Source organism: Methylobacterium sp. ARG-1 (assembly GCF_001262595.1).
Lineage (GTDB): Bacteria > Pseudomonadota > Alphaproteobacteria > Rhizobiales > Beijerinckiaceae > Methylobacterium > Methylobacterium brachiatum.
This window is the reverse complement of the sequence record NZ_LHCD01000028.1, coordinates 50,830-64,394: the sequence shown is the minus strand read 5'-3', so window position 1 is coordinate 64,394 and position 13,565 is coordinate 50,830. Positions and strand designations below refer to the sequence as shown.

The 13,565-nt window shown below is 70.9% G+C and carries 14 protein-coding genes; 10 read left to right on the top strand and 4 right to left on the bottom strand.

Going from position 1 to position 13,565, the window contains the following annotated elements; genetic code table 11:
• Positions 1–51: 51 nt before the first annotated feature.
• Complete coding sequence (locus AKJ13_RS22035) at positions 52–318, bottom strand: cupin domain-containing protein (protein ID WP_050735282.1); 267 nt, start codon at positions 316–318, stop codon at positions 52–54.
• Between AKJ13_RS22035 and AKJ13_RS33295 the strand changes: the two genes are divergently transcribed.
• From AKJ13_RS33295 to AKJ13_RS22020, 4 genes are all read left to right on the top strand, one after another.
• On the top strand, positions 223–576 hold the full coding sequence (locus AKJ13_RS33295) for a 3-alpha domain-containing protein (protein ID WP_348270961.1): 354 nt from the start codon (positions 223–225) through the stop codon (positions 574–576). The two genes, AKJ13_RS22035 and AKJ13_RS33295, sit on opposite strands and share 96 nt — an antisense overlap.
• A 227-nt stretch (positions 577–803) precedes the next feature.
• Positions 804–1,904, top strand: a complete 1,101-nt coding sequence (locus AKJ13_RS22030) for a cell wall hydrolase (RefSeq protein WP_050735319.1) — start codon at positions 804–806, stop codon at positions 1,902–1,904.
• Between the two features lie 423 nt (positions 1,905–2,327).
• Entirely contained in the window at positions 2,328–2,918 is a 591-nt protein-coding gene (locus AKJ13_RS22025) for a hypothetical protein (RefSeq protein WP_050735281.1), read from the top strand.
• A gap of 62 nt (positions 2,919–2,980) precedes the next feature.
• The gene (locus AKJ13_RS22020) at positions 2,981–3,967 is read left to right on the top strand and encodes an MDR family oxidoreductase (RefSeq protein ID WP_050735280.1); all 987 of its coding nucleotides are present in this window, start codon (positions 2,981–2,983) and stop codon (positions 3,965–3,967) included.
• Between the two features lie 11 nt (positions 3,968–3,978).
• Here AKJ13_RS22020 and AKJ13_RS22015 read toward each other — a convergent pair whose 3' ends face one another.
• Complete coding sequence (locus AKJ13_RS22015; protein ID WP_050735279.1) at positions 3,979–4,788, bottom strand: class I SAM-dependent methyltransferase; 810 nt, start codon at positions 4,786–4,788, stop codon at positions 3,979–3,981.
• 164 nt (positions 4,789–4,952) lie between these two features.
• Between AKJ13_RS22015 and greA the strand changes: the two genes are divergently transcribed.
• A complete protein-coding gene (gene greA, locus AKJ13_RS22010) occupies positions 4,953–5,429 on the top strand; it encodes a transcription elongation factor GreA (protein WP_050735278.1) in 477 nt (158 codons plus the stop codon).
• Positions 5,430–5,435: 6 nt separating this feature from the next.
• Here greA and AKJ13_RS22005 read toward each other — a convergent pair whose 3' ends face one another.
• Entirely contained in the window at positions 5,436–6,308 is an 873-nt protein-coding gene (locus AKJ13_RS22005; protein ID WP_050735277.1) for a LysR family transcriptional regulator, read from the bottom strand.
• Positions 6,309–6,447: 139 nt separating this feature from the next.
• Between AKJ13_RS22005 and wrbA the strand changes: the two genes are divergently transcribed.
• The gene (gene wrbA / locus AKJ13_RS22000; RefSeq protein WP_050735276.1) at positions 6,448–7,044 is read left to right on the top strand and encodes an NAD(P)H:quinone oxidoreductase; all 597 of its coding nucleotides are present in this window, start codon (positions 6,448–6,450) and stop codon (positions 7,042–7,044) included.
• Between the two features lie 193 nt (positions 7,045–7,237).
• Here the strand turns inward: wrbA and AKJ13_RS21995 are convergent, their stop codons facing one another.
• Positions 7,238–8,236 (bottom strand): L-threonylcarbamoyladenylate synthase, encoded by a 999-nt coding sequence (locus tag AKJ13_RS21995; protein WP_050735275.1) that lies wholly within the window; start codon positions 8,234–8,236, stop codon positions 7,238–7,240.
• Positions 8,237–8,374: 138 nt separating this feature from the next.
• Between AKJ13_RS21995 and AKJ13_RS21990 the strand changes: the two genes are divergently transcribed.
• The 4 genes from AKJ13_RS21990 (at position 8,375) to AKJ13_RS21975 (ending at position 13,558) form a co-directional block, all read left to right on the top strand.
• A complete protein-coding gene (locus AKJ13_RS21990; protein ID WP_050735274.1) occupies positions 8,375–10,114 on the top strand; it encodes an acyl-CoA dehydrogenase in 1,740 nt (579 codons plus the stop codon).
• An 11-nt stretch (positions 10,115–10,125) separates the two neighbouring features.
• Complete coding sequence (locus tag AKJ13_RS21985; protein WP_050735273.1) at positions 10,126–10,893, top strand: enoyl-CoA hydratase-related protein; 768 nt, start codon at positions 10,126–10,128, stop codon at positions 10,891–10,893.
• A 35-nt stretch (positions 10,894–10,928) separates the two neighbouring features.
• Positions 10,929–11,735, top strand: a complete 807-nt coding sequence (locus AKJ13_RS21980; protein ID WP_050735318.1) for an SDR family NAD(P)-dependent oxidoreductase — start codon at positions 10,929–10,931, stop codon at positions 11,733–11,735.
• A gap of 134 nt (positions 11,736–11,869) precedes the next feature.
• The gene (locus AKJ13_RS21975; protein ID WP_050735272.1) at positions 11,870–13,558 is read left to right on the top strand and encodes a B12-binding domain-containing radical SAM protein; all 1,689 of its coding nucleotides are present in this window, start codon (positions 11,870–11,872) and stop codon (positions 13,556–13,558) included.
• Positions 13,559–13,565: the final 7 nt, after the last annotated feature.

Below are 13,565 nucleotides of genomic sequence, written 5' to 3'. Positions count from 1 at the left end.
GGACACAGGAGGGGCGGCCGAAAGGCCGCCCTTTCTTTTTGCCGGCTCCGGTCAGCCGGCGACGAAGATCAGCACGGCGGCCTTGCGCCCGTCGAGCCGGCGCAGGCGATGGGGCAAGCCGGCCGCGTAGGTGGCGCAGTCGCCGGCCCGCAGCGTGATGAGCCGGTCCGCCACCGCCAGCTCGACCGCGCCCTCCAGCACGTAGGCGATCTCCTGGCCGCCATGGCTCGGCCGGTCCTGGGTGAGGAACGCGTCCCCCGGCTCGACGACGTAGAGCGAGCCGGCCCGGCCGTCGGCCCCGGGTATCAGCGCTCGCACCCCGTAGGCCGGGTTACCGCGTGGTCGAGCCGGGGGCGATCGCGGCGAGCGACCGCCTGCGCCTGGTCGAACGGCCCCACCCGGCCTGGCCACTCGCCCGGCTCCTGCGGGCCTTCTACGTGGACCGATCGGGATGCCCTCGCGGGGATCGCGGCGCTCGACGCGCTGTCCCCCTCCTGGCGGGCGTTGGCCCGGCGGCGTCTCGAACGCGGCGCGGTCGAGGATTGGGCGCCCCGCCTCGAATCGCCCGGCAGCTGAGGTCCGCTCGGGCGGGAGCACCGTCCCGGTTCGGACGCGCCTGAGCGGCCGTGCTTAACCCGACCTCAACCATACCGGCCGATAAATCCCGGGCCGCACCGGAACCGCCGTCTTCGGCGCGCAGGATCGCGGATGGGGTTGGTCGGAACGGGTCTGAAGCCGTGCGTGCGAGACGAGGACGACGGGAATCGAGCCTGCGCTGGCTCTCGGCCGCCTTCACGCCCTGGCTGGCGGGGCTCGGCCTGCTGGTCTCGTTCACGGCGGATGCCGGGACCGAGAACGCCATCGGCTCGAGCCGGCTCGGGGCGATCGACGCCTTCACGGTCCCGGCCCTGCCGCCCGGCACGGCGCTGATCGGCTCCGTCCTGCGGCGCAGCGCCGACGAGCCGCTCCAGGCGGTGCTCAAGACCGGCGCGCATGTCTTCCCGGTGGTACAGCGGGACGGCAAGGGCGGCCCGTCCCAGCCGCCGGCTGCGAGCTTCGCCCGCCGTGCCGCCGCGTTGCGCGAGACCGGCGCCGCCCTGGTGTTCGGTGACGTCACCGGCAGCGTCAGCGGCGTGTTGAGCGCGGGCTCGGCGGTCTGGGATCCGGAGGCCGAGCCGGAAGCCGGCTTCGTGCCGGTGCCCGATCTCGGCCTGACCACGGGGTCCGGCAGCGCCGCCTCCACGGGGGAGGGCAGTGCCGACCTTACCGAGGATGGCGAGACCGAGCGCCGCTTCGACGGCTCGACCCCGCCCGTGCCCCGGGCCGTGGCCCTGTCCTCGACCACGCCCGCGCCGGCCGACGCGATCCCGATCGAGGTGGCGGCCGCGAGCCTGGCGTTGCCCGATTTCGCGATCCGTCCCGATCGCCCGGAGACCCTGCAATCGGTGCCTGAGGATGCGCGCCGGCGCTACGCCGACCTCATCGATCCGGACTCCCTCGACAAGGAGCAGCGCTGCCTGTCGGAAGCGGTGTATTTCGAGGCCCGCAGCGAATCCGAGGCCGGCCGCGCCGCCGTCGCCCAGGTGGTCCTCAACCGCGTGAAGAGCGGGCTCTACCCGAGCAGCGTCTGCGGCGTCGTCTACCAGAACCGGCACCATTACATGGGCTGCCAGTTCTCCTTCGCCTGCGAGGGCAAGTCCCTGCGCATCACCGATGCCGGCGCCTGGGAATCGGCGACCCGGATCGCCCGCTCGGTGATCGAGGGCCGGACCTACCTGGCCGAGGTCGGCGCCGCCACCCACTACCACGCCGACTACGTGCGGCCGGGCTGGGCGCGCCGCCTGCGCAAGATGGATGTGATCGGGCGGCACATCTTCTACCAGCTCAAGCCCGGGCAGACCTGAGGGTCTGTTCGACCGATCTTTCCCACTCTCGCCCTCATCCTGAGGCGCCGGAGCGTAGCGGAGGCCTCGAAGGGCCCCCCAGGGATCACGGCGCCCCTTGGGGGGCTCCTTCGAGGCCCGGCGATCTTCGATCCCCGGGCGCCTCAGGATGAGGGGGCGGGTTGGAGAGGCGCCGATCAGGGCACTCCGAGTCCCTGTCGGGTTCCTTAGCGCCGCCTTCGAGAGCGGCGCTAAGGAATGGTAACGCTCTTCGATAGAATCTTACCTAGGTAGTCGATCGCTAAGCAGTCCAAACCGAGGGTTAATTTTACCTTCCTTTTGAACTCTGCTTGCGAACCGGGCAACGAGTCTGGCCTGTAGTGCGTCGAGACGAGCGCCGCCTTTGCGCAGCATCTCGCCCGTACCGCGTACCAGAGGACTTCCATGACCGCGCCGGTCGCACGCTCCACCCTTCTCGCCGCCGTCTTCGGCGGCCTGCTGTTCGCCGCCCCTGCGCAGGCCGGCGGTTGCTACGGCTCCGAATGCTACCGCCACGTCACATCCCCGCCGGTCTACGACACGGTGCAGGAGAACGTGCTGGTGCGGCCGCCGCGCACGGTCTACCGCACCACGCCGCCGGTCTACGACACCGTATCCGAGCGCGTGCTGGTCTCGCCCGGCGGTCGCGTCTGGCAGACGAGCCGCGGTCCCGGCGGCGAGCTGATCGGCTGCTGGGTCACCACGCCGCCGCGCTTCGCCCTGCGCACCCGGACCGTGCTGGTGCGGCCTGCCCAGTCGATCCCCGAGACCATCCCGCCGGAATACGCCTCCGTCTCCCGGCGCGTCCTGGTGGCGCCGGCCCGCGCCGGCTGGGTGCCGGTCGGCGGCGGCTATGGCGGTGGCTACCGCGCCGCGTCCTATGGCGGGCCCCTGGTCGGGTCGATCCCGGACGCCGTGGGCATCACGGGCGCCAGCTCGGCCGATATCGGCGTCGGCCTCGGCTTCTCCACCGGCAGCCGGTACGACGGCTACTGATCCGGCCGGCTTGATTCCGGACGTCCCGGCGACACCTCACGGCGCATGCATGGGAGGTGGTGATGGGGACGTTCAAGGCCTGGGTGGTCGACAAGGGCGAGGCCGGACAGAGTCTCGCCTTCCGGGATTTCGACGATGCCGACCTGATGGAGGGCGACGTCACGGTCCGGGTGACGCATTCGACCCTGAACTACAAGGACGGGCTCGCGCTCACCGGCACGTCGCCCGTGGTGCGCCGCTTCCCGATGATTCCCGGCATCGATTTCTCCGGGATCGTCGAGGCCTCGGATCACCCGGATTACAAGCCCGGCGACGCGGTCGTGCTCACCGGCTGGGGCATCGGCGAGACGCATCTGGGCGCCTACGCTGAGCGCGCCCGAGTCAAGGGCGACTGGCTGGTTCCGCTCCCCGAGGGGCTGACCGCCGAACAGGCCATGGCGATCGGCACGGCGGGCTACACCGCGATGCTGTCCCGGATGGCCCTCGACGCGCATGGGCTGACGCCGGCGCACGGGCCCGCGATCGTCACGGGGGCCTCGGGCGGCGTCGGCTCGGTGGCAGTGGCACTGCTGGCCCGGGCCGGCTGGCACGTGATCGCCTCCACGGGCCGGGACGGCGAGGCCGACTACCTCAAGGGCCTCGGCGCCGCCGAGATCCTCGACCGGGCGGAGTTATCCAAGCCCGGCAAGCCGCTGGGCAAGGAGCGCTGGGCGGCCGGCATCGACGCGGTGGGCTCGACCACCCTGGCCAACGTGCTGGCGCAGACCCGATCCGACGGCGCGGTGGCGGCCTGCGGGCTGGCCCAGGGCATGGACCTGCCGACCTCCGTGGCGCCGTTCATCCTGCGCGGCGTCTCGCTGCTCGGGATCAACAGCGTCACCACCCCGCAGCCCAAGCGCCGCGAGGCCTGGGCGCGCCTCGCCCGGGAACTCGATCTCGACACGCTCGCCCGCATGACGAGCCGGGTTCGCCTGGAGGAGGTCGGCCGGCTCGGTCCGGAGATCCTAGCCGGCCGGATCCGGGGCCGCACCGTGGTGGAGGTCGGCTAGAGCGCTCGATGCTAGGGCCCTTTCCGGGCCTGGAGCAGGTAGCTCAGCGGCAGCAGCCGGCCGGCCGAAAGGGGCTCGTCGGCGGTGGTGCTGATGTTGTCCGGGAATTCTTGGAACCGCTCGATCGCGAGCCCCGCGCCGATCAGGCCCTCGATCACCCGGCTCATCGGATGCACGTACCAGTAATGCGGCCCGACCTCTGGTGCCGGGCCGTCCCCGTACACGATGGCGGTCTCGCCCACGAAGGGCGCGTCGCGGAAGTAGGAGTGCCGGACGAGGAGCGCCGGCTCCTGTTTCGGCTCGAACACGTTCGCGATCGGGTGCTCCTCGTGGATCAGGATCCGGCCGCCCGGGCGCAGCAGCCGCGCGGGAACCGCCATGAACTGGGCGAGGTCCGGCATCCAGCCGAACACGCCGATCGTGATCACCACGAGGTCGAAGCTGGCGTCGTAGTGCGGGTCGATCGCGTGCACGTCGCCGGCGACGAACTGGCAGGCGCGGCCGGCGATCCGGGCCAGCTCCCGGGCCTGATCCAGGAACGCCTCCGACTGGTCGAACCCCACCGCCGCCCGGGCGCCGAGATTCATCAGCGACACGGTCTCCCGGCCGTTGTTGCAGCAGAGATGGGCAACCGTCTTGTCCGCGAGCCCGATCGCCTGCAGGGCCGCCTGCATCGGTGGGTCGAACCAGGAGAAGTTCGGGTTGCTGGCAAAATGACGGGTCAGTCGATCCCAGGTGGGATCCGCCCGGTGAAGCGGAGCGGAAGCATCCCAAGCCTTGCGGTTGGCCGCGATGGCCTCGGAAAAGGGTGGGGACGACATCGGCTGCTCCGGAGATCCTTCGAAGAGCAGGCCTTCTGCACGAATGTCGCGCGTCGCGGAACGCCAAGCCTTCACCTTCTTCGACAGTTCGCGCCCGATGTCTTCGCAGAGACGCGGGCGGTGCCGGCTGGAACCTCTGCCGTTCCTGCCGCATTGCATTCCTTATGAGCGTCGCATTCCTCAAAGAGACCGAAGGTGGAGAAGCCTTCGAGAACCTGCCCGATCGTCCGATCTCGCCGCACGCGAACTTTGTCACCCCGGAAGGGCTGACGCAGATCGAGGCTGAGGTCGCGCGCCTGGAGAAGGAACTGTCCACCCTGGACCACGCCGACAAGGCGGAGGATTCCCGGATCGGCCGGGACCTGCGCTACTGGCTGGCGCGCAAGAACACCGCCCAGGTGGTCGAGCCGATGAGCGGCGACACCGTGCATTTCGGTTCCACCGTCACGATCCTGCGCGAGGACGAGTCCGGCAAGGAGACCCGTCAGACCTTTCGCATCGTCGGCGAGGACGAGGCCGACCCGCACAAGGGCACGATCTCCTATGTGGCACCCCTGGCCCGGGCGATCACCGGCAAGAGCGTTGGCGACGTCGTCGAGGTCAACGGCAACGAGGTCGAGGTCGTCGAGGTCCGCGCCTGAACGCGGCTACCGGCCCTCGAAGCGCGGCCGCAGCGGTAGGATCGCTTCGGCCATGTGATCCATGAAGGCCCGCACCCGCCCGGCATGGCGCAGGTCGGGATGCGTCAGCATCCACAGGTCGGCGCCGATCTCCGGATGCGGGCCCGACAGGCGGCGCAGCATCGGGTCGGCATCGCCCTCGAAGCAGGGCAACGGGCCGATCCCGATCCCCGCCGCCACCGCGGCGGTCAAGCCAGTCACCGTGTTGATCCGCAGCCGTACCCGCTCGGCCGGCGCGCGCTCCGCCACGAACGGCGTGAACAGGGAGGCTGCGACCGCCGAGCCGGGGACCACCCAGTACGCGTCGGCGAGGTCCCCGTAGGTCTGCCCGGCCCGCCCGTAGACCGCCCAGGCGATCCCGGTCAGGCGTCGCCCGACCAATGTCTCGCTCGGGTTCCGGCTGGCGCGGATCGCCACGTCGGCGTCCCGGCGCGACAGGTTCAGCGCCTCCTCGGCCAGGATCAGGTCGAGGCGGATCTGCGGATAGCGGTCGCAGAAGGATCCGAGGATCGGCATCAGCAGAGTGGATGCGAGATTGACCGGAGCGGTCACGCGCAACTCGCCCGACGGCGTCTGATCCTGGCCGGCGACCGTCCGGGAGAAGCTCGCGACGTCGGTCTCGATCCGGGCCGCCGCCTCGATCATCGCCAGCCCGGCCGGGGTCGGCACGTAGCCGGTGCGCAGGCGCTCGAACAGGCGCACATCGAGCCGGGCCTCGATCGATCCGAGGCGCCGGAACGCCGTGGAGTGGTTGATGCCGAGCTGCGCCGCAGCCGCGGTCAGGCCGCCCCGGTCGGCGACCGCCTTCACGAAGCGAAACTCGTCCCAATCGAGCGACACGCGAACTCTCTTGCATGGCTGCAAGCGCGCTCTTGCGCCGAAGGGCATTTTTGCAAAGCACAAAACGCGCGATGGAAAGGCCATCGTGCCGTCGGGGAAGCCCGGCGGCATTCCGCAACCCGAGACGGGAGATCGCGCGATGGCCAAGGTTCTGGTGCTGTACTACTCGACCTACGGACATGTGGAGCAGATGGCCTATGCCGTCGCCGAGGGCGCCCGCGAGGCCGGGGCCGAGGCGGTGGTCAAGCGCGTGCCGGAACTGGTGCCGGAGGAGGTCGCCCGGCAGAATCACTTCAAGCTCGATCAGGCCGCGCCGATCGCCACCGTGGATGAGCTGCCGCAGTACGACGCCATCATCTTCGGCACGCCGACCCGCTACGGCAACATGGCCTCACAGATGAAGCAGTTCATCGACCAGACCGGCGGCCTGTGGATGAAGGGCGCCCTGATCGGCAAGGTCGGCTCGGTCTTCACCTCCACGGCCTCCCAGCATGGCGGCCAGGAGACGACGCTGACGAGCTTCCACACGGTGCTGTTCCACCACGGCATGGTGGTGGTCGGCCTGCCCTACGCGTTCCCGGGCCAGACGGGCGTCGAGGCGGTGAAGGGCAACACGCCCTACGGCGCCAGCACGATCGCGGATGGCGACGGCTCGCGCCAGCCGAGCGCGGTCGAGCTGGACGGCGCCCGGTTCCAGGGCCGCCATGTCGCCGGGATCGCGGCCAAGCTCGCCTGATCCGGCGCGCTATTCGCCACCGAGGGCCGTCTCGGTCGCAGCGTGGCTCGGAACGGAGCAAGACAAGAAAAAAGGCTCGGATTGCTCCGAGCCTTGAAGGAAAAAGGCCATTTGGGGGCTGAGAAGGCCTTCGTGATCAATGAACGATCCATGCCGGGATCTGTTCCACAGCAGTGATGAAAATACTTTTCTGTCAGCGCGGGGCGGCCGCTCGGGCTAAACGGTCCCGGATCGCCTCGCCCAGGCCCTCCGCCTGAATCGGCACGACCGCGATCGTGGCGGCGCCGGCCGCGTCGAGGTCGCGCAACGCCCCGAACAGGCGGGACGCCGCCTCGGCCGGATCGCCTGCCGGGCTCAGGTTCAGCACCGCCCGCGCCCGGTCGTGACCCTCGGGTCGTCCGCCCCCGAACAGCAGCAGTGCCTCGCCGGGCTCCACACGCTCCACGTCGAGCCGAACCCGCGCCCGGGGGGCGTAATGCGACGCGAGCATGCCGGGGCCGGCCGGCTTGTCGGCATCGGCCGCCTCGGGGGCGGCCGGGTCGAAGCCCAGGACCGCGCGGAGCGCCGCCCGGGTGATCCCGCCCGGCCGCAGCAGGCGTGGCGGTCCGCCTAAGCAGGCCACCACTGTCGATTCGACCCCCACCGGCGTGTCGCCGCCGTCGAGCAGCCCGGCGATCCGCCCGGCGAGGTCGTTGAGGACGTGCTCGGCCCGTGTCGGGCTGACCCGGCCCGACCGGTTGGCCGAGGGCGCCGCCACCGGCCGGCCGACGGCCTCCAGCAGGGCGCAGGCGACCGGATGCCCGGGGACCCGCAGGGCGACGCTGGGCAGCCCGGCCCGGGCCAGATCGCAAACGTGGGTGCCCGCATGGGCCGGCACGACCAGGGTCAGGGGGCCCGGCCAGAACGCCTCGGCGAGGCGACGGGCGGCCTCGTCGAAGCTGCCTTCGGCGAGAGCGGCGTCCCTGTCGGCCAGGTGGGCGATCAGCGGGTTGAAGCGCGGCCGCTCCTTGGCGGCGAAGATCCGCGCCACCGCGGCGGGGTCGGTGGCGTCGGCGCCGAGCCCGTAGACCGTCTCGGTGGGGAAGGCCACGAGCGCGCCGGCCCGCAGCAGCGCGGCGGCCTGCGCGAGGCCGGCCGCGTCGGGATCGAGCCGCCGGGTCGCGGCCGGGACCGTTGACCCGGAATCGTTCATGCGAGAAGCCGTCGCGCGAAATGATGGCGGCGCGCCCGTCGCGCGCCTATCCTGGGGCCGCCGTAGCCCCGGTGCCCGGGCGCGGTCAAACCCGCCCCGGGCCGAACGAGCGGGCGGGCCGAGAGGAGCGACCACCCGATGAGCTACCGCGCCCCCGTTCCCGAGATGCTGTTCACCCTTCGGCACGTGGCCGGGCTGGACGGTGTCGAGCCCGAAGACGCCGAGGCGATCCTCACCGAGGCCGGACGGATCGCCGCCGGAGTGATCGCGCCGCTGAACCGGGTCGGCGACCGGCACGGCACCCCGTTCGCGGACGGGCGCGTCACCACGCCCCCCGGCTGGCGCGAGGCCTATCGCACCTTCACCGAAGGCGGCTGGAACGGCCTCTCGGCCGAGTCCGACCATAGCGGCCAGGGCCTGCCGAAGCTGATCGAGGCCGCCTGCACCGAGATGTGGAACGGCGCCAACCTCGCCTTCGGCCTCTGCCCGCTTCTGACCCAGGGCGGCATCGAGGCCCTGGCGGCGCACGGCTCCGACGATCTGAAGGCGCGCTATCTCGAGAAGCTCGTCACCGGCGAGTGGCCCGCCACCATGAACCTGACCGAGCCGCAGGCGGGCTCGGACCTCGCCCTGCTGCGCAGCCGCGCCGAGCGGGCCGGCGACGGCACCTACCGGATCATCGGCTCCAAGATCTACATCACCTACGGCGAGCATGATCTGGCGGACAACATCGTCCACCTCGTGCTGGCGCGCCTGCCCGATGCGCCCGCCGGCACCCGCGGCATCTCGCTGTTCCTGGTGCCGAAGATCCTGCCCGACGGGACCGCCAACGACCTGCGCTGCTCCGGCATCGAGCACAAGCTCGGCATCCATGCCTCCCCGACCTGCTCGATGGCCTTCGGCGACCAGGGCGGTGCCGTGGGCTGGCTGATCGGCCAGGAGAACAAGGGGCTGGCCTGCATGTTCACGATGATGAACGCGGCCCGGCTCAATGTCGGCCTGCAGGGGGTCGGCGTCGCCGAGGCCGCGACCCAACGGGCGCTGGCCTACGCACAGGAACGCCGACAGGGCCGGGCGGTCGGGGCCGCCGAGGCGACGAGCCCGATCGTCGCGCATCCGGACGTGCAGCGCATGCTGCTGACCATGAAGGCCTATACGGCGGCCGCCCGCGGCGTCTGCTACCTCACGGCGGCCGCCCTCGACGCGTCCCGGGGGCCGGAAGGGCAGGGCGCCTTGGATCGCGCCTCTTTGCTGACCCCGGTGGCCAAGGCGTTCTCCACGGATCTCGCCAACGAGGTGACCTCGCTCGGCGTGCAGGTTCATGGCGGCATGGGCTTCGTCGAGGAGACCGGGGCGGCCCAGCTGATGCGCGATGCCCGGATCCTCGGCATCTACGAGGGCACCAACGGCATCCAGGCCATCGACCTCACCGCCCGCAAGCTGCCGCTGAACGGCGGCGCCACAGCCCGGTCGCAGATCGCCTGGATGCGCCGGGCCGCGGAGGGCCTGCTCAAGGCGGGCGATCCCGCCCTCGGCCATATGGCGGCGCGGCTGCGTGACGGGATCGGCAACCTCGATCGGGCGACCAGCCACCAGCTGGCGGCGCTGACCTCGAACCGCCCGAACGCGGCTCTGGCCGGCGCGACCCCGTATCTGCGTCTGTTCGGCCTCGTGCTGGGCGGCGCCTGCCTGGCGCGCGGCGCGCTCGCGGCGTCGGCGGTCCTGAAGGCCGGCGAGACCGACCCGGCCCATGCCGCCCGGATCGCGCTGGCCCGGTTCTACGCCGAGAATCTCCTGGTGGCCGCGGGCGGCCTGGAACAGAGCGTCGTCGCGGGCGGCGCCTTCACGGACGACGCCGCGCTGGCACTGGCGGTTTGAGGGGGGCAGACATGGCCGAGACCGTCACGATCACCGATCTGGAGGGCGGCGTCCGCCTGATTACCCTGAATCGCCCGGAGAAGAAGAACGCGCTCACCGGGGCGATGTACGACGCGATGCGCGCGGCCCTGGCGGGGGCCGACGCCTCGGACCGGACCGGTGCCGTGGTCTTCGCCGGGCAGCCCGGGATGTTCAGCGCCGGCAACGACCTCGCCGACTTCATGGGCGGCGCCGCGGGCGGCTTCAGCGCCTCGCCGGCCCTGGCCTTCATCCGCCAGCTCGCCCGGACCCGTACCCCGATGGTTGCGGCGATCGACGGGATCGCGGTCGGCATCGGGGCGACGCTCAGCCTGCATTGCGATATGGTCTTTGTGAGCCCGGCGGCGCGGCTGCGCATGCCCTTCGTGGAGCTCGGCCTCGTGCCCGAGGCGGCGTCGAGCTACCTGCTGCCCCTGCGGGTCGGGCGGCTCAAGGCGACGGAGCTGCTGCTCCTGTCGCGGCCCCTCGACGCCGACGAGGCGCTGGCCCTGGGCCTCGTCAACGCCGTGCTGCCGGCCGACATGCTGCTGGACCAGGCCATCGCCCAGGCGGCCAAGCTCGCCGCCCTGCCGCCTGGCGCCCTGGCGGCGTCCCGGGTGCTGATCCGCGGCGATCAGGCCCAGGTCGAGGCGGCCCTGGAGGCGGAGGCGCGGGCCTTCGACGCGCAGCTGCGCTCGCCCGAATCCCAGGAGCGGCTCGCCGCCTTCCCGGCGCGGTCGAAACCCGCTTCGTCGGCGTGAGCAGCCCCCCCGATCTGTCCCAGAAAATCTGCCTGGTGGCCGGCGCCTCCCGGGGCGTCGGCCGGGGCCTGGCCCGGGCGCTCGGCGAGGCCGGGGCGACCGTGATCGTCACCGCCCGCTCCAGCGAGACCGGCCCGCGCACCGAGATGCGGCCGGAATCCATCGAGGACACCGCCCGCCTGGTCGATGCGGCCGGGGGGCGCGGCCACCATTACCTCTGCGACCACCGCTCCGAGCGGGCCACGGATTCGATGGTCCACTGGGTGCTGCGCCGGTTCGGGCGGATCGATGTCGCGGCCTGCAGCGTCTGGGGCGGCAACGAGGGCTATGACGGCGAGCGCTACCCGGACGGGGCCGGCTGGGGCACGCCGTTCTGGAGCCGCTCGGCCGAGCCGTATCTGGGCTTCCTGCAGGCCGGGCCGCTTCCGGCGCTGCTGCTCGCCCGCGCGGTCGCGCCGTCCATGGTGGCGGCGCGGACCGGCCTGATCGCGCTGGTCTCGTTCGGGACCGAGGATTACCTCGGCGACCTGTTCTACGATTCCGCCAAGGCCGCCACCAACCGGCTGGCGCTGGCCTTCGGGCGGGAACTCGCGCCCTACAACGTGACCGCGCTGGGCCTCTCGCCGGGCTTCGTCGCCACCGAGCGGGCGCGCGATCTCGGGCAGGACGCGCAGGCCACCGAGGGGCCGCTCTATGCCGGCCGGGCGCTCGCCGCGCTGGCCGCCGATCCAAACGTCGCCGCCCGGGCCGGCACGGTGCTGCATGCGGGCGATCTGGCCCGGATCTACGGCTTCACCGATGCCGACGGCACCCAGCCAGAGCGCTTCCACGTCGGGCCCTGAGCGCGCCCGAAACAGATTCTGCGCGTCTTGGGAGCGAAAAACGGCCTTAATTGCCCCGCAGGTTGGACCGTAATCGTGTGTTCGGCTCGACGGTGTTTGAGCCGGCTCACTTATGGGCGACGAGGAAAACAAGCATGTCGGATGCGAATATGGCCCCGCGCGTGCTGATGGTGTTCCCCAAGTTCTACGAAAACTCGATGTGGAACTTCAAGGAAGCCATGGAGCTGCAGGGCGCCCGCGCACCCGCGCCGCCGCTGGGCCTGATCACGCTCGCCGCGATGCTGCCGGCGGCCTGGCAGGTGACCCTGGTCAACCGCAATTGCGAGGATCTCACCGACGCGCAGATCCTGGCGGCCGACCTGGTGATGACCGGCGGCATGCTGCCCCAGGAGCCGGATTGCCTCGTCGTCATCGACAGATGCCGCGCGCTCGGCGTCCCGGTCTGCGTCGGCGGCCCGGCCCCGACCTCGACCCCGGAGATCTACGACAAGGCCGATTTCCTCGTGCTGGGCGAGGCCGAGGGCATCCTCGCGACCTTCGTGGAGGCTTGGCAATCCGGGGCGCGCCGCGGCCGGTTCACGGCGGAGAAGTTCAAGGCGGACGTCACCACCAGCCCAATTCCACGCTTCGAGCTTCTGACCTTCAGCCACTACCTGTATATCGGCGTCCAGTTCTCGCGCGGCTGCCCGTTCACCTGCGAGTTCTGCGACATCATCGAACTCTACGGTCGCGCGCCGCGCACCAAGACCACGCCGCAGATGCTGGCTGAGCTCGACCGGCTCTACGGCCTCGGCTACCGCGGCCATGTCGACTTCGTCGACGACAACCTGATCGGCAACAAGAAGGCGATCAAGCTGTTCCTGCCGCACCTGATCAAGTGGCAGGAGGAGCACGGCTACCCGTTCAAGTTCTCCACCGAGGCCTCGCTGAACCTCGCGGACGACGACGAACTGCTCGGGATGATGCGGGACGCGAATTTCTTCGCCCTGTTCACCGGGATCGAGACGCCCGACGAGGCGACGCTGATCCAGACCCAGAAGAAGCAGAACACCAAGCGCTCGATCGCCGACAGCGTGCACAAGCTCTACGAGCACGGCATGTTCGTCACGGCCGGCTTCATCGTCGGATTCGACACCGAGAAGGACAGCATCAGCAAGGCGATGTCCCTGTGCATCAGCCAGACCGGCATCCCGATCGCGATGGTCGGCCTGCTCTACGCGATGCCGAACACGCAGCTCTCGCGCCGCCTGCGCAAGGAGGGCCGGCTGTTCGAGAACTTCGCCTACACCACCGCCGAGCAGGGCGACCATTGTACGCAAGGGCTCAACTTCGTGACCCTGCGCCCGCAGCAGGACGTGCTGGCCGATTACCGGGACGTGCTGGCCGAGATCTACGATCCGCCGAACTTTTTCGCCCGCATCCGAGAGATCGGACGCCGGGTGAAGCGCCCGAAATTCGCCGCCCACAAAGTCAACTGGCGGCACGTCGCCCGCGATCTGGTGTCGTTGCTCCGGATCTGCTGGCGGATGACCGTGCGGCGGCCGGAGCTGGCCAAGCATTTCTGGGGCGCGTTCCTCCAGACCGCCCGCCACAACCCGGCGGCCCTGGAGGCGGTGGTCACCAACATGGTGATCTACCTGCACGTCTACCCGTTCTCGCGCTACGTGATCCGCGAGATCAACGGTCGGATCGCCGAGCTCGAGGCCGGCCGCTGGGTGATGCCGCCGATCCTGGCCGCCGACAAGGACGACGGCGGCAAGGCCGCGCCGGTCGGCAAGGTGGTCGCCCGCGCCGAGGTCAAGCACCTCGCCGCGGTGGCCTGATCGACCG

Bases quoted from the DNA above. Each gene is read 5' to 3' on its own strand.
- AKJ13_RS33295 (WP_348270961.1), top strand. From the start codon at position 223: ATGGCTCGGCCGGTCCTGGGTGAGGAACGCGTCCCCCGGCTCGACGAC.
- AKJ13_RS22025 (WP_050735281.1), top strand. From the start codon at position 2,328: ATGACCGCGCCGGTCGCACGCTCCACCCTTCTCGCCGCCGTCTTCGGC.
- AKJ13_RS22020 (WP_050735280.1), top strand. From the start codon at position 2,981: ATGGGGACGTTCAAGGCCTGGGTGGTCGACAAGGGCGAGGCCGGACAG.
- AKJ13_RS22015 (WP_050735279.1), bottom strand. From the start codon at position 4,788: ATGTCGTCCCCACCCTTTTCCGAGGCCATCGCGGCCAACCGCAAGGCT.
- greA (WP_050735278.1), top strand. From the start codon at position 4,953: ATGAGCGTCGCATTCCTCAAAGAGACCGAAGGTGGAGAAGCCTTCGAG.
- wrbA (WP_050735276.1), top strand. From the start codon at position 6,448: ATGGCCAAGGTTCTGGTGCTGTACTACTCGACCTACGGACATGTGGAG.
- AKJ13_RS21995 (WP_050735275.1), bottom strand. From the start codon at position 8,236: ATGAACGATTCCGGGTCAACGGTCCCGGCCGCGACCCGGCGGCTCGAT.
- AKJ13_RS21990 (WP_050735274.1), top strand. From the start codon at position 8,375: ATGAGCTACCGCGCCCCCGTTCCCGAGATGCTGTTCACCCTTCGGCAC.
- AKJ13_RS21985 (WP_050735273.1), top strand. From the start codon at position 10,126: ATGGCCGAGACCGTCACGATCACCGATCTGGAGGGCGGCGTCCGCCTG.
- AKJ13_RS21975 (WP_050735272.1), top strand. From the start codon at position 11,870: ATGTCGGATGCGAATATGGCCCCGCGCGTGCTGATGGTGTTCCCCAAG.